A 20247-nucleotide genomic window follows, 5' to 3' on the forward strand; every position below is an offset into this window, starting at 1 on the left:
GGCAGACAGTGCGGACTTTCCTGCAGCATCGCCGTCTGGGCGGCCGGCAGACCGGCCTGAGTTTTTTCGGCGTGGTCTTCATCGGCGCCATCGTGGTGTTCTGCTTCGTCGTCGGCGCCAAGGTGGTGCCGACGGTGGTGGAATACCAGGCCATCCGCAAGGCGGCCGACCGTGCCGCGGCCGGTACCACGGTGGCCGAGGTTCGCTCGCTGTTCGACCGCTCCGCGGCCGTGGACGACATCTCGTCCATCAAGGGTTCCGATCTTGCCGTGAGCAAGGAAGGCGACAAGGTCGTCGTGGCCTTCGCCTACAACAAGGAGATCGCGCTGTTCGGCCCGGCCTACCTGCTGCTCAAGTACACGGGCCGGTCCCGCTGATGTTCCCGCGTGAATCCTGACCTGGCGGCGCTGCAGCAGCGCCTGCATTACCGCTTCTCCGACGAGCGCCTGCTGCTGCGCGCCGTCACCCACCGCAGTTTCTCGGCCGACCACAACGAGCGCCTGGAGTTCCTGGGCGATTCGGTGCTGAACCTGTCGATCTCCGGCCTGCTGTACCAGCGCCTGGCCGACCTGCCCGAAGGCGACCTCTCGCGCGTGCGCGCCAACCTCGTCAAGCAGGACACGCTGCACGGCATCGCCGTCGGCCTGAACCTGGCCGCGGTGCTGCGCCTGGGCGAGGGCGAGGCGCGCTCGGGCGGCTTCAAGCGGCCCTCCATCCTGGCCGATGCGCTGGAGGCCGTGATCGGCGCCACCTACCTGGACGGCGGCTTCGCCCCCGCCGAGGCCCTGGTGCAGCGTCTGTTCGCCAAGATCGCGATCAACCCGCAGATGCAGGCCATCGGCAAGGATCCGAAAACGGCCTTGCAGGAGTGGCTGCAAGGCCGCAAGATGAAGCTGCCGGTCTACACCGTGGTCAGCACGCTGGGCGCGGCCCACAGCCAGACCTTCGACGTCGAGTGCGCCATCGAGGAGCTGGGCCTGCGCGAACGCGGCATCGGCGGTTCCCGCCGTGCCGGCGAGCAGGCTGCCGCCACCGCCATGCTGGCCAAACTGAAAGCGATCAAGCCATGAGCGAAGAAGCCTCTCCTGCCACGCCCGAGATCCCGCCGGCGCCAAGCGCCGATGGCCAGCGCTGCGGCCTGATCGCCATCGTCGGCAAGCCCAACGTGGGCAAGTCCACGCTGCTCAACGCGCTGGTGGGCCAGAAGATCAGCATCACCTCGCGCAAGGCGCAGACCACGCGCCACCGCATCACGGGCATGCGCACCGTGGGCGCCACGCAGTTCGTGTTCGTCGACACGCCGGGCTTCCAGACCCGGCACGACAACGCGCTGAACCGTTCGCTGAACAAGACCGTGCTGGGGGCCGTCGGCGACGTGGACCTGGTGCTGTTCGTGGTCGAGGCCGGCAGCTTCACGCTGGCCGATGCCAAGGTGCTGTCGCTGCTCAAGCCTGGCGTGCCCGTGGTGCTGTTGGCCAACAAGCTGGACAACGTGCACCGGCGCGCCGAGATCGCGCCCTGGCTCAAGTCCATGCAGGAGCGCCATGCCTTCGCCGAGTTCGTGCCCATGTCGGCCAAGAACCCCAAGGACATCGAGCGCCTGTTCGGCATCTGCGAGAAGTACCTGCCCGAGCAGGCCTGGTGGTATGCCGAGGACGAGCTGACCGACCGCAGCGAGAAGTTCCTCGTCAGCGAAACCATCCGCGAAAAGCTGTTCCGGTTGACGGGCGACGAGCTGCCCTACACCTCCACCGTCGTGATCGACAAGTTCGGCGAGGAGCCCGGCAAGACCAGCAGCCGCATGGTGCGCATCGCCGCCACCATCGTGGTCGAGCGCGATGGCCACAAGGCCATGGTCATCGGCGACAAGGGCGAGCGCATCAAGCGCATCGGCACCGAGGCGCGCGTCGAACTCGAGAAGCTGCTGGACGCCAAGGTCTTCATCGAGCTGTGGGTCAAGGTGCGCTCGGGCTGGGCCGACGACGAGGCGCGCGTGCGCTCGTTCGGCTACGAGTGAGCATGTGGCCGTTCGACGCGTCCTCGACGAGCCAGCCTATGTGCTGCACCGCTACGACTGGAGCGAGTCCAGCCTGATCCTGGACGTGTTCACGCGCCGCCATGGCCGCGTGGCACTCGTGGCCAAGGGCGCCAAGCGGCCGAGTTCGAGTTTCCGCCCCGTGCTGCTGCCGCTGCAGGCGCTGCGCCTGGCCTTCGGCGGCGACGGCGAGATCCGCACGCTCAAGGGCGCGGAGTGGGGCGGCGGCCATGTCATGCCGACCGGCGATGCGCTGCTGGCCGGCTACTACCTCAACGAGCTGCTGCAGCGCCTGCTGGCGCGCGAGGACGCGCATCCCGAACTCTTCGATGCCTACGGCCAGGCCGTGGCGCTGCTGGCCTCCGAGCACGGCGAGGCGCTGCAGCCCGTGCTGCGCGCCTTCGAGTTGCTGCTGCTGCGCGAGACCGGCGTGCTGCCCGCATTGGACCTGCAGACCGCCACGCTGGCACCGCTCGATCCGGCCACCCAGTACACGCTGGTGCCCGAGGGCGGCCTGCGCGAGCGCCACGGCGACGATCGGGCCGGCCTGTCGGGTGCGCAATGGGCTGCGCTGCACGAGGCCATGCAGGACGCCGCGCCCTTCATGGCCACGCTGCATGCGGGCGCCCACCTGGCGTCTGCGCTCAAGCCGCAGCTGCGCACCCTGCTGCACTACCATTGCGGCGGCACCCCGCTGCATACCCGGCAGCTGATGATGGACCTGCAAGCCCTATGACCACCCACTCCCCCAAGCGTTGCGCGCTGTCCGTCAACGTCAACAAGGTCGCGCTGGTGCGCAACACGCGGCACCTGGGCATCCCGAGCGTGCTGCGCGCGGCGGAGCTGTGCCTCGCGGCCGGCGCGCAAGGCATCACCGTGCACCCGCGGCCCGATGCGCGCCACATCCGCGCCGACGACGTGCACGAACTGGCCGCGCTCATGAAAGCCTGGCCCGACCGCGAGTACAACATCGAAGGCAACCCGTTCCAGAACCTCATGGACTTCGTGCGCGCCGTGCGGCCCGCGCAGTGCACCTTCGTGCCCGACAGCGAAGACCAGTTCACGAGCGACCATGGTTGGGATCTGGCCAAGGACGGTGAGCGCCTGCGCCCGCTGATCGCCGAGGCCCAGGCCCTGGGTGTGCGCGTGAGCCTGTTCATGGACCCGCTGCCGCAAGCCATGGCCGCAGCGCGCGCCGTGGGCGCCGACCGCGTGGAGCTCTACACCGAGCCCTATGCCGCGGCCTTCGGCGGCCCACGCCAGGCCGAGGTGCTGCAGGCCTTCGCGCAGTCCGCCCAGGCGGCGGCTGCGGCCGGCCTGGGCGTCAACGCCGGCCACGACCTCAACCGCGACAACCTCACGCCCTTCCTGGCCGCCTGCCCGGCCGTGCAGGAGGTCTCCATCGGCCACGCCCTGGTCGCCGACGCGCTGGAGCTCGGCTACAGCGAGACGGTGCGCGCCTACCTGGCCTGCATAGCAGCCGCATGATCCACGGCCTGGGCACCGACATCTGCGACGTGCGGCGGATCCGCGAGAGCGTGGAGCGCCATGGTGAGCGCTTCGCCGAAAAGGTGCTCAGCGACGCCGAACTGGCCGTCTACCGCCGCCGCAGCGAACGCTGGCCCGACCGCGGCCTGCGCTACCTGGCCACGCGCTTCTCGGCCAAGGAGGCCTTCAGCAAGGCCATCGGTCTGGGCATGCGCATGCCCATGACCTGGCGCAGCTGCGAGATCGCCAACCTGGCGAGCGGCCAGCCCGTCATCGTGCTGCACGGCGCGCTCAAGAGCTGGTTCGAGGCGCAAGGCCTCAGGGCCCATGTCACGTTGACCGACGAGACCGACTACGCGGCCAGCTTCGTGGTGGTCGAAAAGAACTGAAGATGCAACACGCCCCCCTGATCCTCGACATCGCCGGCACGGCCCTGACCGACGACGACCGCCGCCGCCTGAGCCATCCGCTGGTGGGCGGCATGATCCTGTTCACGCGCAACTGGCAGGACCGCGCCCAGCTGACGGCCCTGTGCACCGAGATCCACGGCCTGCGCCCCGACCTGCTCATCTGCGTGGACCACGAAGGCGGGCGCGTGCAGCGCTTCAAGAGTGACGGCTTCACGCACCTGCCACCCATGCGCGCGCTCGGCGATCTCTGGCTCAAGGCCGAGGAGCAGCGGCCCGGCGAGGGCGCGATGGCGGCCATGGCGGCTGCCACGGCCTGCGGCTACGTGCTGGGCGCCGAGCTGCGTGCCTGCGGCGTGGACTTCAGCTTCACCCCCGTGCTGGACCTGGACCACGGCGGCAGTGGCGTGATCGGCGAGCGCGCCTTCGCGCGCGACCCGCGCGTCGTGGCGATGCTGGCGCGCTGCCTGGCCCAGGGCCTGCTGCAGGCCGGCATGGCCAACTGCGGCAAGCACTTTCCCGGCCACGGCTTCGTGCGTGCCGATTCGCACACCGACACGCCGATCGACCGCCGCAGCCTCAAGGCCATCCTGGCCGACGACGCCCAACCCTACCGCTGGCTGGATGGCGTGCTGACGGCCGTGATGCCCGCGCACGTGGTCTACACCAAGGTCGATGCGCGACCGGCCGGCTTCTCACCGCGCTGGCTGCAGGACATCCTGCGCGGCCAACTGGGCTTCGACGGTGCGGTGTTCAGCGACGACCTCAGCATGGCCGGCGCACGCCAGCTGGACGGCCGTACGCTGTCCTACACCGAGGCGGCCCTGGCCGCGCTGCAGGCGGGCTGCGATCTGGCGCTGCTGTGCAACCAGTCGCTGGGCGAGGGCGCGGCTCTGGACGAACTCATCGACGGCCTCGCCCAGGCCCAGCTGGAGGGCCGTTGGCAGCCGTCCGAGGCCTCCGAGCAGCGCCGCCTGGCGCTGCTGCCGCGCACCGCGGCCACGGACTGGGATGCGCTCATGACGCAGCCGGCCTACATGCAGGCGCTCTGGAAGCTGCCCTGAAGCTTCAGGCGCCGTACAGCGTACGGGCCTGGTAGGCGAGGCCGGCCGCCACGCCGCCGAACAGATCGCCCTCGACCAGCGGCACGCCCGCGAAGCCGGCCTGCAGCGCGGCCTGGAACGGCCGCAGCGCGGAGGAACCCCCGGTCAGGTACACGGCCTGCAACTCGCCGGGCGCGATGCCGGCCGCACGCACGCAGTCTTGCGCGCACGCGACGACGCGCGCAAGCAGCGCGTCGAGCTCCTCGGCCAGCTGCGCGGGCGTCAGCGCGATGGACAGACCCTGCTCGATGCAGTCCAGCGCCATCGCGCTCTCGGCATCGCTGCGCGAGGTGGCGATCTTGGCCCGCTCCACGGTCTCGGCGATCCGGTGGCCCTGGCCTTCGCCCACCACGCGCAGCAGCCGGTCGTGCAGGCGCAGGTCGCTGTAGTTCACGCGCAGGGCCCTCGCCTCGCGCAAGGCCCGCGGCCCCGACACCCAGTGGATCAGGTGCCAGGACGAGAGCTCGAAGAACATGGCGCTGGGCACCTCGCGCCCGTCCGGCCCGTGGTGGCCCAGGCCCAGCGCCGGCATCACGCGCGCGAGGTTGAGGCGCTGGTCGAAGTCGGTGCCGCCGATGTGCACGCCGCGCGTGGCCAGCACGTCGGCGCTGCGGTCCGTCGCGGCGGCGCGGCCGGGCGCCAGCCGCACGACCGTGAAGTCCGAAGTGCCACCGCCGATGTCGGCCACCAGCACCAGCGACTCGCCCGCGATGCGGCGCTCGTAGTCCAGTGCAGCGGCGATGGGCTCGAACTGGAAGGCAACGTCCTCGAAGCCGGCGCTCAGGGCGGCGGCGCGCAGGCTGTCTTCGGCCTGGCGGTCACGCGCGGCGTCGTCGTCGACGAAGTGCACGGGCCGGCCCAGCACCACGCGGCGCGGGCGGGCGCCGAGCTCGCGTTCGGCCCGCGCGGCCAGCTCTGACAGGAACAGCGCCACCACGTCCTGGAAGCGCACGAGCTGGTCTCCGATGGCCGTGGTCTCCTGCATCAGCGCGCTGCCCAGCACGCTCTTGAGCGAGCGCATCAGCCGGCCTTCCAGGCCCGCCAGGTACTGTTCCATTGCGTCGCGACCGAAATGGCGCAGGCCTTCCTCGGTGTTGTAGAAGACGGCGGTGGGCAGCGTGGTGGCCGCACCTTCCACGGCCAGGGCCTGGGCCAGACCGTCCGCGCCCACCCAGGCGACGGCGGAGTTGGACGTGCCGAAGTCGATGCCGAGTGCCGGCATGGCGGGCTTCACAGCGACAGCGTGCCCGGGTCGGTGCGCCAGCGGCGCAGCGACTTCTGGAAGAACAGCGCATTGGGCACTTGCAGCAGCGCGCCGGCGTGCTCGGGCGTCACGTCCTCCAGCGTGGTGTAGACCAGCTGGATGTCGACCACGCGGCCCTTGATGCCGGGCTTGTCGCCCGCGTCGATGAGCTCGACCACGTCACCCAAACGGAATGGCCGGGTGCTGAAGATCAGCACCGCGCAGAACAGGTTGGACAGCACGCTCCAGGCCGCGAAGAAGGCCACGGCGGCCACCGTCACGAAGCCCGTGAAACCCGTCCACAGCACGGTGGCCGACACGCCGAGCCGCTCCATCACGAGCAGGAAGGCTGCGCCGTAGATCAGGTAGCGCAGCATGTTGCGCACCGGCGCGACGAGGTCGGTCGGCAGCTGGTAGCGCTGGCCTACGCGCGCCACGATGCGGCGCAGCAGGTACTGCAGCAGCCAGGCCGCCACCAGGATGCCGAGGATCTGCAGCCCCGGCACGATGAGGTCGATCCACTCGTGCGCCCAGACGGGCAGGTAGTCGCGCAGCCGCAAGCGCTCAGCCCTCTCGGCGCAGCGCCGGGAACAGGATCACATCGCGGATGCTGGGCGAATCCGTCAGCAGCATCATGAGCCGGTCGATGCCGATGCCGCAGCCGCCCGTGGGGGGCATGCCGTACTCCAGCGCGCGCACGAAGTCGTGGTCGAAGTACATGGCCTCGTCGTCGCCGCTGTCCTTGGCCGCGACCTGGGCCTGGAAGCGGGCAGCCTGGTCCTCCGCGTCGTTGAGCTCGGAGAAGCCGTTGCCGAACTCGCGGCCCGTGATGTACAGCTCGAAGCGCTCGGTCACCTCGGGGCGCTCGTCGTTGGCCCGCGCCAGCGGCGAGATCTCGGTCGGATGCTCCATGATGAAGGTCGGCTGCCAGAGCTTCTCCTCCACCGTCTCCTCGAAGTACAGCACCTGCAGGCTGGCCAGGCTGCGCTTGGACAGGCGGTCCTTCTCCTCCGTCATGCCGAGCTTGCGCAGCGCGGCGACGAGCCACTCGGCGCTGTCCACGTTGTCGCCGGCATCCGTATGGGCCACGATGGCCTCGCGGATGGTCAGCCGCGCGAAGGGCTGGGCCAGGTCCACGGGCTTGCCGCCGTAGCTCAGGGCCAGCGTGCCGCAGGCCGTCTGCGCGGCATGGCGGATCAGCGCCTCGGTGAAGTCCATGAGGTCGCGGTAGTTCCAGTAGGCCGCGTAGAACTCCATCATCGTGAACTCGGGGTTGTGCCGGACCGAGATGCCTTCGTTGCGGAAGTTGCGGTTGATCTCGAACACGCGCTCGAAGCCGCCGACGATCAGGCGCTTGAGGTACAGCTCGGGCGCGATGCGCAGGAACATCTCCTGGTCGAGCGCGTTGTGGTGCGTGGCGAAGGGCTTGGCGTTGGCGCCACCCGGGATCGGGTGGAGCATGGGCGTTTCGACCTCGAGGAAGCCGTTGTCCACCATGAAGCCGCGGATCGCCGAGACGGCCTGGCTGCGCGCCGTGAAGCGTGCGCGTGCGTCGGCGTCGGTGATCAGGTCCACGTAGCGCTGGCGGTACTTCTGCTCCTGGTCCTGCATGCCGTGGAACTTGTCGGGCAGCGGGCGCAGCGACTTGGTGAGCAGGCGCACGCTGGTGGCCTTGACCGAGAGTTCGCCGGTCTTGGTGCGGAACAAGGTGCCCTCGCAGCCGACGATGTCGCCCAGGTCCCAGTGCTTGAAGGCGGCCAGGGCTTCGGGCCCTACCAGATCCTGCGTGATGTAGAGCTGGATGCGGCCGGTGGCGTCCTGCAGCGTGGCGAAGCAGGCCTTGCCCATCACGCGCTTGAGCATCATGCGGCCGGCGACCACGGCGTGCACGGCCTGGGGTTCGAGCTGCTCGTTGGCCACACCTTCGTGCGCGGCCTGCAGCGCGGCGGCCTTGTCCTGGGGCTTGAAGTCGTTCGGGAAGGCCACGCCGCCGCCCTCGGCCTGTAGTGCGCGCAGGGCCTTGAGTTTCTCGCGCCGCTCGGCGATGAGCTGGTTGTCGTCGGTGGCGGTGGGCGTGCTGGTGGGTTCGGACATGGCTGGAAAAGAACGGATGGCGCGCCGGCGGGTTGCCGGCGGCGAACCCGCCATTTTAGAAGCTCAATGCGACACGCCGTCGCGGGCCAGCACCTTGCGCGCGGTGCGCCACAGGATCAGCAGGTCCAGCCGCAGGCTGCGGTGCTGCAGGTACCAGTGGTCGAACTCGACCTTGGTGGGGATCGGCAGCTCGTCGCGGCCATTGATCTGGGCCCAGCCCGTGAGGCCGGGCGCCAGTGCGTCGACGCCGCGCTGGGTGCGCAGCGCGATGAGGTCGTGCTGGTTGAACAAGGCTGGGCGGGGGCCGACGAAGCTCATGTCGCCCCTGAGGATGCTCCAGAGCTGGGGCAACTCGTCCAGGCTGCTGCGGCGCAGGACGCTGCCGATGGGGGTGAGGTATTGCTCCGGCTGGTCCAGCAGGTGGGTGGCCACGGCCGGCGTGTCGGTGCGCATGCTGCGGAACTTGGGCATGCGGAAGATGCGGTTGTGGCGGCCGACGCGGTCGGACCAGTAGAGGGCGGGGCCGGGGGAGGTGAGGCGGACGGCGAGGGCGATGGAAAGCAGGGGGAGGGCGAGCAGGGGCACCAGGGCCAGGGCCAGGAGGAGGTCGAGCAGGCGCTTCATGGCACCAGCCCCGCCACCGCGCGGCGCAGGCCTTCGTCGACGCTGACGGGGGGCGACCAGTTCAACAGTGTGCGGGCCTTGGTGATGTCGAGCTGGAGGTTGCCGCACAGTCGATCGGCGGCTGCGCGGCGGCCCAGCAACGCTGCCCCGGCTGTCAGCAAGGGCGGCGGCACGGGCCACAGCCGGGCCGACCGGCCCATTGCGTTGCCCAGGCGGCGCAGCAGGTCGGGCGTGGACAGGTCCTCGCCATCGCTGACGAGAAAGGTCTGGTTGGCCGCCGCGGGATGCTCCAGGCACAGCAGCAGGAAGTCCACGAGGTTGTCGGTGCCGACCAGGCTGCGTCGGTTGTCGATGGCCGCCAGCGGCAGGGCCCAGCCGCTGGCCACCGCATGCATGAGCGCTGCGAAGTTGGCCTTGACGCCGGGGCCGTAGACCAGCGGCGGGCGCACGACCACGACCTCCATGCCGGTACGTGCAGCGATGGCGGCCAGGCCTTGCTCGGCTTCCCATTTGCTCTGGCCGTAGGGGTCTTTGGGGGCCGGCTCCTCTGCTTCTGAAAAGAGTGCACCGGGTGTTGTTGCTTCGCCATGGACCTTGGCCGTGCTGACGAAGACGAAACGGCGCGCGCCGGCGGCGGCGGCCTGCTCGGCCAGGTTCAGTGTGCCGGCGGTGTTGATGGTGCGGTAGGTGGAGAGCGGGTCAGGGTCGGCGTCGTGCAGGACGTGGGCACGGGCTGCAAGATGGAGCACCGCCCGGGTTCCCGCCACGGCTTGCGACCAGTCGGTCTGCGGCCCCAGGGCTGCGATGTGGACGCGCTGTTGCCCGCTTTGCATGGCGCCATGCCGGTGGGTCGAGAGTCGGCTGGAGATTCCGCGCTGTGCCAGCGCCGCAGCCGTGATGCGCCCTATGAATCCGTTGCTCCCCGTCAGCAGCAGTGACGGTACCGATGGGCCGGGCATGGTGCGAAAAGGTGCGGATGAAAGAAGGCGCACAATGTTAGTAGACATGGCGCGGTGCACGATCTGTGCACCTATCTGATTTCGATGGCGAAATTGCTGTACTTCATCTCCGAGGACTGGTTTTTCTGCTCGCACTTTCTGGAACGAGCCAAGTCCGCCCAACGTGCCGGTCATCAAGTCCTGGTGTTCACCCGCTTCAACAGCCATCAAGCGCAGCTGAAACGCGAGGGGTTTCGCGTGGTGCCCCTGTACATGGAGCGCAGCGGCATCAACGTGTTTCGTGAGATCGGCGTGCTCCGGCAGGTCTGGCGCGCCTACCGGGCCGAGCGGCCGGACCTGGTGCACCAAGTGGCGCTCAAGCCCATTCTTTACGGAAGCCTGGTGGCACGCTGGCTTGGCATCCGCTCAGTGGTCAACGCGCCGGTCGGCATGGGCTACGTCTTCACGGCCCAGGGCACTGGCCGGCGCATGTTGCGCGGCCTGGTGCGGCTGGCGTTGCGTGGCTTGTTGAATTCGCCGGGCAGCAAGGTCGTGTTCGAGAACGAGGAGGACCTTGAGAGCAGCGTGCGAAGCGGCAGCGTGCGTGCCCACGACGCCGTGCTGATCCGCGGGGCCGGCGTGGACCTGATGCGATTCACACCTGCCTGCGCACCGAGCGGGACGCCGGTGGTGGTGCTCGGAGCCCGCATGCTGCGGGACAAGGGGGTCGTGGAGTTCGTCGAGGCGGCGCGGCTGTTGCGCGCGCGTGGCGTTGATGTGCGCTGCGTGCTGGTCGGTGCTCCGGACCGCGCCAATCCCTCGTCGCTGACGCAGGAGCAGCTCCAGCATTGGCAGGCCGAGTGTGTGGTCGAGTGGTGGGGGCACTGCGCCGACATGGTGGAGGTCTTGCGCCGGAGCCATATCGCCTGCCTGCCGTCGTACCGGGAGGGCTTGCCGAAGTTCCTGCTGGAGGCCATGGCCTGCGGCCTTGCCGTGGTCAGCACCGATGTGACCGGTTGTCGGCAGGCGGTCGAGCCAGGTGTGACCGGTCTGCTCGTGCCTGCAGGCGAAGCGGGGGCGCTGGCCCAGGCACTGGAGCGGCTGGTGCGCAATGCGCAGGAGCGAGCGGCGATGGGGCGTGCGGGGCGGGAACGCGTGCAACGCCTGTTCGGCAGCGAACGGGTGATCGACGAAACGCTGGCCCTGTATGCCGCGCTGGCCGACCGCGCCACACCATGAGCATGCGAACGCGCATGGCGCAGCATCGGGCCGACGCGTCGTCCTATCACCGCCGCATCGTGGCCGCCTTTCTGGCGGTCTCCGGCTTTGTGGCGATTGCCAAACTGGTCGGTGCCTTCAAGGAAATGGTACTGGCCTGGCGCTACGGGACATCGGCCTGGGTCGATGCCTACGTCTTCCTGTTCAACGTCGTGACCTGGCCCATGGCCGTGTGGTTCAGTGTGCTGATGGCAGTCGTCGTGCCGCTCGTGGCTCGCTTGCGCTCGGTTTCCGAAGACCAGAGCCGCGTCTTCATCCAGGAACTCAATGGGCTGAACTGGGTGCTGTCGGGCGTCGCCGCGGTCGGTGTGGCGGCGGGATTGCCCCACGCGTTGCGGCATTGGTCGGGTTTGCACGGCGAGGCTCTGGAACTGGCGCTGGCCTGGGCCGGACCCTTTGCGCTGCTGTGCGGGCTGGGCATGGCAACGACGCTGCAGTCCGTGCTGATCCTGGCGAGTGAGCGCCATGACAACACCCTGCTCGAAGCCGTTCCGTCCCTGGTGCTGCTGGTGGTGTTGTGGCTTCCGGCCCACTGGATCGGGCAACCCTTGGTGTGGGGATCTCTGGCGGGCTTCGCCGCGCATCTGCTCTGTACGGTTGCCGTGCTGCAACTCCGTGGTCAGGCCGTGTGGCCACGCCTGGGTTTCCGGTCCCCGGGATGGCGAACCTTCCGCGCCGGTATGGGCACCATGCTCCTGGCCCAGATGCTTGCCAGTGGCACGGTGCTCATCGACCAGTGGCTGGCTGCGCCGATCGGAGAGGGGGCGGTGTCCACGCTGTCCTATGCCGGCCGGGTGCTGGCGCTGCTGCTGGGGCTGGGCGCGATGGCGCTGGGGCGCGCGACACTGCCGGTGCTGGCGGACGCACAGTCCGTCAGCGGCGCGCGCGCGCGGGCGGTCGCCATCCAATGGGTGAAATGGTCGCTGCTGGCAGGAGCCGCCGCCGCGCTGGTCGCCGTCCCCCTCGTCGGTCCGGGGGTGCGGCTCCTGTTCGAGCGGGGTGCCTTCGCTGCCGAGGACACCGCGGCGGTGGCCGGTGCCCTGCAGTTCGGCCTGTGGCAGGTGCCGGCATACTTCGGCTCTTTGGTGCTGATCAGCTTGTTCTCGGCGCAGGGCCGCTACCGGCCCCTCCTTCTGGCAGGCCTGCTGGGCATGGCGGCCAAGTTGGTGACGGCCTGGTGGCTGCTTCCTTCGATGGGCTTGCAGGGGGTCATGCTGTCGTCGGCGGCGTTCTACACGGCTGGCCTGGTGCTGCTGATGCAGTTGCAGCGCCCCGCAACACAGTCTTGATTCAGGAATGACCCGACAGCCGCAGGTGGACATGGACTCGACATCGCACCAGGCGGAGGTGGCCTGCGGGGAGCGCTTCCAGTTCGGTGCCAACTGGGCCGGCTTTCTGCACAAGCTGGATGATCGGCGCATCGCGTTGGCGGAGCGTTCGCTGCAGGCCATGCTGCGCACCGATACGTTGGTCGGCAAGCGCTTTCTCGACGCGGGTTCCGGCAGCGGCTTGCTCAGCCTTGCGGCACGTCGGCTGGGCGCCAGCGTGCACTCATTCGACTTCGACCCGCAGTCGGTGCAGTGCACACAGGAGTTGCGGCGCCGCTATTTCCCAGACGATCCGGATTGGGTGGTCGAAAGTGGCTCGGTGCTCGATCCCGTCTACTTGCGGCACCTGGGGCGCTTCGACGTCGTGTATTCCTGGGGCGTCCTGCACCACACCGGCGCCATGTGGGAGGCCATGGAGAACATGGCGCCGCTGGTTGACGAGGCGGGACGACTGTGCATCGCGATCTATAACGACCAGGGGTGGCGCAGCCGCATCTGGCTTGCGATCAAGCGGGTCTACAACCGGTTGCCGGTGGGCATGCGCTGGCTGGTGCTGGGGCCCGCCATGATGCGGCTGTGGGGGCCACGCATGCTGCTGGATGCCGCCCGTGGCCAGCCCTTCCATACATGGCGCCACTATGCAGACAAGAGCGCTAGGGGAATGGATGCGTGGCGCGATGTATTGGACTGGGTCGGTGGCCTGCCGTTCGAGGTGGCCAGCCCTGATGCGGTGTTCGAGTTCCATCGCCAGCGCGGCTTCGTCCTGGATCAGCTGGCGACGGTCGGTGGACGCCTGGGTTGCAATGAATTTGTCTTCAAGCGCAGTTGCTGATGCCCACGGCCGCCGTTTGCGCGTGCTGTTCATCCTGCCAAACTTGGCGGGAGGAGGGGCCGAGCGCGTGGTGTTGAGTCTGGCGCGCCATCTTGACCGTGCGCGCTTCGAGCCATTGCTGGCCGTCATCGATGGGGAGACCGCATCCTTGGATGGCGACGTCGCGGCGGATTTGCAGCGCATCGACCTGGGTTGTCGGCGGCTGCGCTATGCCTTGCCGTCGCTGCTTGCCCTGCTGTGGCGGTTGCGGCCCGACGTGGTGCTGACCACGCTGGGCCATGTGAACGTGGGCCTGGGTTGGCTGCGTCCCGTGCTGCCGCGGGGTATGGCCAGCGTGGCACGCGAGACGGTGGTGCTCAGCGAGGAGTTGCGGCATCGCCGTGCCGGATCGCTGTGGCCCTGGCTGGTGCGGCGTTTCTATGCGCGGCACGATGCCGTCGTGTGCCAGTCGCGCGACATGCAGCGCGACCTCGTGCAGGTTTTTGGCGTGTCCGAGCACCTCACCGTGCACATTCCGAATCCTGTGGACATCGGGCGCATCCGCGAGCACGCGGCGCCTGCCGAGTCCGGGCCGGCCGGGCGCATCCACCTGGTGGCTGCCGGCAGGCTGGTGCCGCAGAAGGGATTTGACCTGCTGCTCGACGCATTGGCGGTGCTGCAGGAACCTCGCCTGCATCTCACGATCTTGGGCGAAGGGCCTGGGCGCGGTGGCCTTGAACGGCAGATCCGTGCGCTGGGTTTGGAGGAGCGGGTGCTGTTGGGAGGCCATCGGCGCAATCCCTATCCCTGCATTGCCGGTGCGGATGCCTTTGTACTGTCATCGCGCTTCGAAGGCTTTCCGAATGTCGTGCTCGAAGCCATGGCCTGTGGCACGCCCGTGGTGGCCTTGCCTGCCCCGGGGGGCGTGCGCGACATGCTCGACGGCGTGCCAGGCTGCGTGGTCGCAGATGCCGTCACTGCACCGGCACTGGCTACGGCGCTTCGACATTGGCTCGTGCAGCCACGGCACCGCGTGCCGGCCGATGCGTTGGATCGCTACCGAACGCGACCGGTGCTTGCGCAATACGAGGCCATGTTCGAGCGGGTCGCCGCGGCACGAGCGCTGCGGTCCGGCAGGGAGGCTGGCTGAGCCATGGCACATTTGGTCGTGCTGCATGTGATTGCGGGTCTGGGCCGTGGCGGGGCCGAGGCCGTGATGGCGCGTTTGGTTGCCGCCTCGGCTGCGCAGTGCCGGCACGTGGTGGTGAGCCTGAGCGATGACGGCGTGCACGGCGCGCGCTTGCGCATGCAAGGCGTTTCCGTGCACACGTTGGGCTGGCGACGCGGCCGCGCCACAGCCGGTGGTTTGTTTCGGCTCTACCGCGTGGTGCGAGACGTGCGGCCCGATGTGGTGCAGACCTGGATGTACCACGCAGATCTGGTCGGTGGCCTGGCTGCCCGGCTGGCTGGCGTGCGGGCCGTGTCCTGGGGGATCCGCAATTCGGACCTGCATCCGCAGCGCTCGAGCCGTTCGGCCCGGATGGCATTGCGGCTCTGCGCGCTGCTGTCGGCGTGGGTGCCGCGCGTGATCGTGTCCTGTTCGGAGCGGGCAGCGCGGCTGCACGCCGCGCTTGGCTATCGGGCCGACCGCATGCAGACCATTTCCAATGGCCTGGACCTGCATACTTGGTCCGTGCGGCCGCAGGCGCGTGCCGAGCAGCGGGCGCGCTGGGGTATCGGCATGGCAGCCCCGCTTCTGGGCATGGTGGCGCGCTGGGATCCGCAGAAGGACCATGCCAACTTGTTCGAGGCGCTGTCCCAGGTCGCCCGCGCTTTGCCCGAACTCGTCTGCGTGCTGGTGGGGCCGGGAATGGACGCGGAGAACGCCAACCTGATCCGGGCGATCCGCGCGCGCGGCCTGCAGGGTCGGATCGTGCTGGATGGTCCCCGCGACGATGTGGTCGATGTCGTGGCCGCGCTGGATGTGCACGTGCTGTCCAGTGCATACGGCGAGGCGTTTCCGAACGTAGTGGCCGAAGCCATGGCATGTGGTACGCCATGTGTGGTGACGGACGTTGGCGACTCCGGCCGCATCGTCGGCGCATGCGGCTGGGTCGTGCCCCCGTGCGACGCACAGGCCCTGGGCGAGGCATTGCAGGAGGCGCTGACGGTGGTATGCGGCGATGGTGGAGCGGCATTGCGCGCCGCCTGCCGCCAGCACGTGGAAGAGCACTTCGGCCTGGACCGCATGGTGCAGGCCTACTTGCAACTGTGGGCGCGTCTGCGCACTGAGGGAGACGCGCGATGTGCGGCATAGCTGGCCTGGTGCGCATGGGTCAGGGCCATGGTGCGCTGGCCGATATCGCACGTGCGATGGGCGACGCCGTTCGGCACCGTGGGCCTGACGACGGCCGCGAGTGGCTCGATTCGGAGCACGGCGTGGCCCTTGCCCACCGCCGCCTGGCGATCATCGACCTGTCGGCCGCTGGTGCCCAGCCCATGGTTTCCGCGTCGGGGCGCTATGCCATGGTGTTCAACGGCGAGATCTACGACCACCTGGAGCTGCGCGACGCGCTGGCTGCCGAGGCGAAGGCACCGGCCTGGCGTGGCCACTCCGATACCGAGAGCCTGCTGGCCGCGATCGAGGCCTGGGGGCTGCCGCAGGCGCTGCAGCGTGCCAGCGGCATGTTCGCGTTTGCGCTGTGGGACCGGCACGCGCGCAACCTGCAATTGGTGCGCGACCGCATGGGCGAGAAGCCGCTGTACTACGGCTGGGCAGGCCGCGATTTCGTGTTCGCCTCCGAGTTAAAAGCCCTGCGGGCGCATCCGGCGTTTCAAGGGGGCATCGACCGTGGCAGCCTGTGCCTGCTGATGCGCCACAACTACATCGCCGGTCCGCGCAGCATCTACCAGGACGTGCGCAAGCTGCAGCCGGGGGCGATCCTGCGCCTGTATGGCGGCAATCGGCCCGGCGATCTGCCGCAACCGGTGCCGTACTGGTCGCTGGCCCAGGCCATAGAGCAGGGCCGTGCGTCGCCGTGGCAGGGAGCACCGGCGGAAGCGATCGATGGACTGGACCGCCTGCTGCGCGGGGCGGTTGGGCGCCAGATGGTGGCGGATGTGCCGTTGGGCGCATTCCTGTCCGGCGGCATCGATTCGTCGACGGTGGCGGCGCTGATGCAGGCCCAGTCCAGCAGGCCGGTCAAGACATTCACGATCGGTTTTCGAGAGCCTGGCTACGATGAGGCCGGCCATGCGCTTGCGGTGGCGCGGCATCTCGGCACCGAGCACACCGATCTGTATGTGACCCCGCAGGATGCGATCGACGTGATTCCCGGCCTGCCGAAGGTCTACGACGAGCCGTTTGCCGACCCCTCGCAGATTCCGACCTGGCTGGTGGCGCAGTTGGCGCGCCGGCATGTGACAGTCTCGCTTTCGGGGGATGGCGGCGATGAACTGTTCGGTGGCTATGAGCGCTACTTTCTGGCCCAAGCCTTGTGGCAGCGGCTTCAGCGGGTACCGGAGCATCTGCGCGCCGCACTGGCCCGTGCCGTGCTCGCACTGCCGGTGGCGACGCTGAATCGCCTGTTCGGCCTGGCCGGGCCGCTGTTGCCGGCGCGGGCAAGGCGCTACCAGAATCCTGGCGACAAGCTGCACAAGCTGGCGCAACTGCTGGCGTCCATGCGGCCGGAGACCGTGTACCGGCAACTGGTGTCGCACTGGGATGCGCCCGACCGGCTCGTGCTGGGGGGGGCGCAGGAGCCGCCGACGCCACTTGTTGGGCCGATGCCGGCGGCGGGCAGCTTCATCGAAAGCATGATGGCGCTCGACAGCCTGAGCTATCTGCCGGATGACATCCTGGTGAAGGTCGACCGGGCGGCGATGGCGCACGGCTTGGAGACGCGGGTGCCGTTGCTGGACCACCGTGTCGTCGAGTTCGCCTGGCGGCTGCCCGTGTCGATGAAGGCCCGTCCCGGCCATGGCAAATGGGTGTTGCGGCAGGTGCTGGCGCGCTATGTGCCAGAGCGGATCACCGATCGTCCAAAGATGGGTTTCGGTGTGCCTATCGATGCCTGGCTGCGCGGGCCCCTGCGGCCCTGGGCAGAGGCCTTGATCGACCCGGTGCGCTTGCGCCGGGAAGGTTTTTTCGATGCCGACGCGGTGCACGCCAAGTGGCGGGAGCACTTGTCCGGCCAGCGCGACTGGCACTATCGGCTCTGGAACGTGCTCATGTTCCAGGCTTGGTGGGAGCATCAACGCTGCCAGGCCGGCGGGCTGGTGTGACGCTGCGGTTCGGGTGAATAGCCCGGGACCAGATGCTGCAGCCACTGCCGCAGCTGCCCGGCCTCTCCATGCCGGGCGGCATCTGCCAGGGCCTGCAGCGGCTCTTGCAGCGCGACCCAGCTCAGGCACTCTTCCTGCGCCCGCAAAATCCGCGGGTGCTCCGTCGTCTCCGGGTTGTCCCCGATCAAAAGCTCCTCGTAGAGCTTCTCCCCCGGCCGCAGCCCCGTGACCGTGACCGCGATGTCCCCGTCTGGATGCTCTGCATCCCGCACCCGCAGCCCCGACAGATCCACCATGCGCCGCGCCAGATCCATGATCTTCACAGGCTGCCCCATGTCCAGCACGAACACATCGCCACCGCGTGCCATGGCGCCCGCCTGCAGCACCAGCTGCGCCGCTTCGGCAATCGTCATGAAGTAACGCGTGACCTCGGCATGCGTGACGGTGAGCGGCCCGCCGGCCGCCAGCTGCTTGCGGAATAGAGGCACCACGCTGCCGCTCGATCCCAGCACGTTGCCGAAGCGCACCATCGAGAAGCGGGTGGTGTTGCGCAGTTCGACCGACGGTGCGTCTCGTGGCGTATCGAAGGCAGCCACCGGCGCTGCCGCAAGCGCCTGCAGGATCAGCTCCGCCACGCGCTTGCTGGCGCCCATGACGTTCGTCGGCCGCACCGCCTTGTCGGTGGAGATCAGCACGAAGTGCTCGGCGCCGCCGGCCATGGCGGCGCGCGCCAGGTTCAGCGTGCCCAGCACGTTGTTCATGACGCCTTCGGCCGCGTTGTCTTCGACCAGTGGGACATGCTTGTAGGCCGCCGCGTGGTAGACCGTCGTGGGCTGCCAGCGCTGGAAAAGCGCTGCCAGCCGGGCGTAATGCACCACGCTGCCGAGCACGGGCACGAACTCCACGCTGGCGCCTTGCCGTGCGGCCAGACTCTGTAGCTCCTCATGGATGCTGTAGAGCGCGAACTCGCTGTGGTCCAGCAGCACCAGCCGCGCGGGCTTCTCCCGCAGGATCTGCCGGCACAGCTCGCCGCCGATGCTGCCGCCCGCGCCCGTGACCAGCACCGTGCGGCCGGCCAGGTTGCGCGACAGTAGCTCGGGCCGCGGCGGCACGGGCTCGCGGCCCAGCAGGTCTTCGATGTCGAGCTCGTGGATGTCCTGCACGCTCACGCGGCCGCTGGCCAGGTCGGCCAGGCTGGGCAGCGTGCGCACGTGCACCGGCAGCGGTTGCAGGCCCTTGAGGATCTGGTTGCGGCGCTCGCGCGCCGCGCTCGGGATGGCCAGCAAGATGTCCTGCACGCGCAGGCGCGCGACCAGCGTGGGCAGCTCGCGCGGCGCGAACACGCGCACGCCATGGATGCTGCGGCCGATCTTGGCGGCGTCGTCGTCGATGAAGCCGAGCAAGCGGTAGGGCATGCGGCCGTTCAGCAGCGCGGCCGCGGCCTCCGCGCCGGCCTGGCCCGCGCCATACACCATGAGCCGGCGCGGCGCGCGCAGGCCGCGCCGGGCCTGCGCGTCCAGCCATGCGCGCGCGAGCGTGCGGCTGGACAGCACCAGCAGCAGGAAGATCAGCGGCTGCAGGATGCCCAGGCTGCGCGGCACCACGGACAGCCCCGCGTTCTGCATCACGGCCAGGGCCGCCAGCAGCATCAGCGCGTACAGTGCTGTGGCCTTGGCCGTGGCAACCAGCGTGGCCACGCCCGTGTAGCGGAAGATGGCGCGGTACAGGCCGAAGCGCACGAACACCGGCACCGACAGCAGCGGCGCCACCGTGTACACGGCCCACTGGTCCTGCTCGGGCCAGTGCAAGGTGTCCAGGCGCAGCGTGAAGGCCAGCCAGGTCGCCGCCAGCGACAGAAGCACGTCCGTGGCGACGACCACGGCGCGCTTGACGGTGCGGGGCCAGCCGAGCACGGCGGCAGAGGCGCGCGTTGCCGGCATCAGGCCTGGCCGTGCCGCGCCAGCAAATCGCCCACCAGCTCCAGCCGCACCAGCGGGTTGTCCAGTTCCATGAGCTGCTGCTTCACGGCCAGCGGCAGCGGCAGCAGCTCGCACCAGCGGTTGGCCAGCCAGCCGCAATCGTCCCAGCGCCAGGGCGCGCGCAGCGGCCACTGGGCTTCGGGGATGGCGCGCGCGCGCCAGCTGTCCAGCAGCTGTTCGAGCGCCGTGGCCACCTGGCGCAGGTCCTCGGGCACGGCCACGGGCGCATCGTCGGGCAGAGCCTCCACGTCGGCCGTCCACAGGCCGTGCGGCAGCTGGCGCGCGGCCTGGACGCGAAAGCGCGCACCGCCTTCGCAAACGATGTGGAGGAGGCCGGGTTGCGGCCGTTCGAATTGGCGCACATGGGCCAGTGTGCCGACCTGCAGGAACTCCTCCGTCGGCGCGCCGGCGCGGCGCACCTCGCTGCCCTGGTGCAGCGCCACCACGCCGAAGGGCCTGCCTTCGCGCTGGCATTGGCCGATCAGGTCGAGGTAGCGCACCTCGAAGATGCGCAGCGGCAGCCGTCCGCCCGGATACAGCACGGTGGACAGCGGAAACAGGGGCAGGGGCGAGGGAATCAAGGGGCTGGCAGCAATGGGGCAGCCGCTATCATCCCATGCGCTTTTCATTCGATC

General features: G+C 69.2%; 20 protein-coding genes. 13 read left to right on the forward strand and 7 right to left on the reverse strand.

What is annotated here, in order from left to right:
* Positions 1-8: 8 nt before the first annotated feature.
* The 7 genes from IE209_RS28150 to nagZ are packed head-to-tail and all read left to right on the forward strand — an operon-like array spanning position 9 to position 4994.
* Positions 9-377, forward strand: a complete 369-nt coding sequence (locus IE209_RS28150; protein WP_229883094.1) for a DUF4845 domain-containing protein — start codon at positions 9-11, stop codon at positions 375-377.
* Positions 378-386: 9 nt separating this feature from the next.
* Positions 387-1070, forward strand: a complete 684-nt coding sequence (rnc, locus tag IE209_RS28155) for a ribonuclease III (RefSeq protein ID WP_189690201.1) — start codon at positions 387-389, stop codon at positions 1068-1070.
* On the forward strand, positions 1067-2017 hold the full coding sequence (gene era, locus IE209_RS28160; RefSeq protein ID WP_189690202.1) for a GTPase Era: 951 nt from the start codon (positions 1067-1069) through the stop codon (positions 2015-2017). The genes rnc and era overlap by 4 nt, the downstream gene beginning before the upstream one ends.
* A 4-nt stretch (positions 2018-2021) precedes the next feature.
* Complete coding sequence (gene recO, locus IE209_RS28165) at positions 2022-2771, forward strand: DNA repair protein RecO (RefSeq protein WP_189690203.1); 750 nt, start codon at positions 2022-2024, stop codon at positions 2769-2771.
* Positions 2768-3523, forward strand: a complete 756-nt coding sequence (locus IE209_RS28170) for a pyridoxine 5'-phosphate synthase (protein ID WP_189690204.1) — start codon at positions 2768-2770, stop codon at positions 3521-3523. The genes recO and IE209_RS28170 overlap by 4 nt, the downstream gene beginning before the upstream one ends.
* Positions 3520-3912, forward strand: a complete 393-nt coding sequence (gene acpS, locus IE209_RS28175; RefSeq protein ID WP_189690205.1) for a holo-ACP synthase — start codon at positions 3520-3522, stop codon at positions 3910-3912. Before IE209_RS28170 ends, acpS begins: the two co-directional genes overlap by 4 nt.
* 2 nt (positions 3913-3914) lie before the next feature.
* A complete protein-coding gene (nagZ, locus tag IE209_RS28180; RefSeq protein ID WP_189690206.1) occupies positions 3915-4994 on the forward strand; it encodes a beta-N-acetylhexosaminidase in 1080 nt (359 codons plus the stop codon).
* 4 nt (positions 4995-4998) lie between these two features.
* Here nagZ and IE209_RS28185 read toward each other — a convergent pair whose 3' ends face one another.
* The 5 genes from IE209_RS28185 to IE209_RS28205 all read right to left on the reverse strand — a co-directional run bounded on the left by IE209_RS28185 (position 4999) and on the right by IE209_RS28205 (position 10001).
* Positions 4999-6255, reverse strand: a complete 1257-nt coding sequence (locus tag IE209_RS28185; RefSeq protein WP_189690207.1) for an Hsp70 family protein — start codon at positions 6253-6255, stop codon at positions 4999-5001.
* Between the two features lie 8 nt (positions 6256-6263).
* Complete coding sequence (locus IE209_RS28190; RefSeq protein WP_229883095.1) at positions 6264-6836, reverse strand: mechanosensitive ion channel family protein; 573 nt, start codon at positions 6834-6836, stop codon at positions 6264-6266.
* A 4-nt stretch (positions 6837-6840) separates the two neighbouring features.
* Complete coding sequence (gene lysS / locus IE209_RS28195; RefSeq protein WP_189690208.1) at positions 6841-8370, reverse strand: lysine--tRNA ligase; 1530 nt, start codon at positions 8368-8370, stop codon at positions 6841-6843.
* Between the two features lie 63 nt (positions 8371-8433).
* A complete protein-coding gene (locus tag IE209_RS28200; RefSeq protein WP_189690209.1) occupies positions 8434-8994 on the reverse strand; it encodes a sugar transferase in 561 nt (186 codons plus the stop codon).
* Complete coding sequence (locus IE209_RS28205) at positions 8991-10001, reverse strand: NAD-dependent epimerase/dehydratase family protein (RefSeq protein ID WP_308433231.1); 1011 nt, start codon at positions 9999-10001, stop codon at positions 8991-8993. Before IE209_RS28205 ends, IE209_RS28200 begins: the two co-directional genes overlap by 4 nt.
* Before the next feature lie 36 nt (positions 10002-10037).
* Between IE209_RS28205 and IE209_RS28210 the strand changes: the two genes are divergently transcribed.
* From IE209_RS28210 to asnB, 6 genes are read left to right on the forward strand one after another with little or no spacing between them, the layout of a single operon-like run.
* Positions 10038-11171: a glycosyltransferase family 4 protein gene (locus IE209_RS28210; protein WP_189690211.1), complete on the forward strand. Its 1134-nt coding sequence runs from the start codon at positions 10038-10040 to the stop codon at positions 11169-11171.
* Positions 11168-12499 carry a lipid II flippase MurJ gene (locus tag IE209_RS28215; RefSeq protein ID WP_189690212.1) on the forward strand — a complete coding sequence of 444 codons (1332 nt, stop codon included), beginning with the start codon at positions 11168-11170 and terminating at the stop codon, positions 12497-12499. The genes IE209_RS28210 and IE209_RS28215 overlap by 4 nt, the downstream gene beginning before the upstream one ends.
* Positions 12500-12506: 7 nt before the next feature.
* Entirely contained in the window at positions 12507-13370 is an 864-nt protein-coding gene (locus IE209_RS28220; protein WP_229883096.1) for a class I SAM-dependent methyltransferase, read from the forward strand.
* A 22-nt stretch (positions 13371-13392) separates the two neighbouring features.
* Positions 13393-14499, forward strand: coding sequence for a glycosyltransferase (locus IE209_RS28225; RefSeq protein ID WP_189690213.1), 1107 nt, complete (start codon positions 13393-13395; stop codon positions 14497-14499).
* A gap of 3 nt (positions 14500-14502) precedes the next feature.
* Entirely contained in the window at positions 14503-15666 is a 1164-nt protein-coding gene (locus IE209_RS28230; protein WP_189690214.1) for a glycosyltransferase, read from the forward strand.
* Complete coding sequence (gene asnB, locus IE209_RS28235) at positions 15654-17633, forward strand: asparagine synthase (glutamine-hydrolyzing) (RefSeq protein ID WP_189690215.1); 1980 nt, start codon at positions 15654-15656, stop codon at positions 17631-17633. Before IE209_RS28230 ends, asnB begins: the two co-directional genes overlap by 13 nt.
* Here the strand turns inward: asnB and IE209_RS28240 are convergent.
* Both IE209_RS28240 and IE209_RS28245 read right to left on the reverse strand, forming a co-directional pair.
* Positions 17603-19573 (reverse strand): polysaccharide biosynthesis protein, encoded by a 1971-nt coding sequence (locus IE209_RS28240; RefSeq protein ID WP_189690216.1) that lies wholly within the window; start codon positions 19571-19573, stop codon positions 17603-17605. The genes asnB and IE209_RS28240 overlap by 31 nt on opposite strands.
* Positions 19573-20241 (reverse strand): LON peptidase substrate-binding domain-containing protein, encoded by a 669-nt coding sequence (locus IE209_RS28245; RefSeq protein ID WP_189690217.1) that lies wholly within the window; start codon positions 20239-20241, stop codon positions 19573-19575. The genes IE209_RS28240 and IE209_RS28245 overlap by 1 nt, the downstream gene beginning before the upstream one ends.
* Positions 20242-20247: the final 6 nt, after the last annotated feature.

Origin of the sequence: Pseudorhodoferax aquiterrae (assembly GCF_014652235.1) — a bacterium.
In the GTDB taxonomy this organism is placed as follows: domain Bacteria; phylum Pseudomonadota; class Gammaproteobacteria; order Burkholderiales; family Burkholderiaceae_C; genus Pseudorhodoferax; species Pseudorhodoferax aquiterrae.

Bases quoted from the DNA above. Each gene is read 5' to 3' on its own strand.
- era (WP_189690202.1), top strand. From the start codon at position 1,067: ATGAGCGAAGAAGCCTCTCCTGCCACGCCCGAGATCCCGCCGGCGCCA.
- IE209_RS28170 (WP_189690204.1), top strand. From the start codon at position 2,768: ATGACCACCCACTCCCCCAAGCGTTGCGCGCTGTCCGTCAACGTCAAC.
- acpS (WP_189690205.1), top strand. From the start codon at position 3,520: ATGATCCACGGCCTGGGCACCGACATCTGCGACGTGCGGCGGATCCGC.
- nagZ (WP_189690206.1), top strand. From the start codon at position 3,915: ATGCAACACGCCCCCCTGATCCTCGACATCGCCGGCACGGCCCTGACC.
- IE209_RS28185 (WP_189690207.1), bottom strand. From the start codon at position 6,255: ATGCCGGCACTCGGCATCGACTTCGGCACGTCCAACTCCGCCGTCGCC.
- lysS (WP_189690208.1), bottom strand. From the start codon at position 8,370: ATGTCCGAACCCACCAGCACGCCCACCGCCACCGACGACAACCAGCTC.
- IE209_RS28200 (WP_189690209.1), bottom strand. From the start codon at position 8,994: ATGAAGCGCCTGCTCGACCTCCTCCTGGCCCTGGCCCTGGTGCCCCTG.
- IE209_RS28205 (WP_308433231.1), bottom strand. From the start codon at position 10,001: ATGTCTACTAACATTGTGCGCCTTCTTTCATCCGCACCTTTTCGCACC.
- IE209_RS28210 (WP_189690211.1), top strand. From the start codon at position 10,038: ATGGCGAAATTGCTGTACTTCATCTCCGAGGACTGGTTTTTCTGCTCG.
- IE209_RS28215 (WP_189690212.1), top strand. From the start codon at position 11,168: ATGAGCATGCGAACGCGCATGGCGCAGCATCGGGCCGACGCGTCGTCC.
- IE209_RS28220 (WP_229883096.1), top strand. From the start codon at position 12,507: ATGACCCGACAGCCGCAGGTGGACATGGACTCGACATCGCACCAGGCG.
- IE209_RS28230 (WP_189690214.1), top strand. From the start codon at position 14,503: ATGGCACATTTGGTCGTGCTGCATGTGATTGCGGGTCTGGGCCGTGGC.
- asnB (WP_189690215.1), top strand. From the start codon at position 15,654: ATGTGCGGCATAGCTGGCCTGGTGCGCATGGGTCAGGGCCATGGTGCG.
- IE209_RS28240 (WP_189690216.1), bottom strand. From the start codon at position 19,573: ATGCCGGCAACGCGCGCCTCTGCCGCCGTGCTCGGCTGGCCCCGCACC.
- IE209_RS28245 (WP_189690217.1), bottom strand. From the start codon at position 20,241: ATGAAAAGCGCATGGGATGATAGCGGCTGCCCCATTGCTGCCAGCCCC.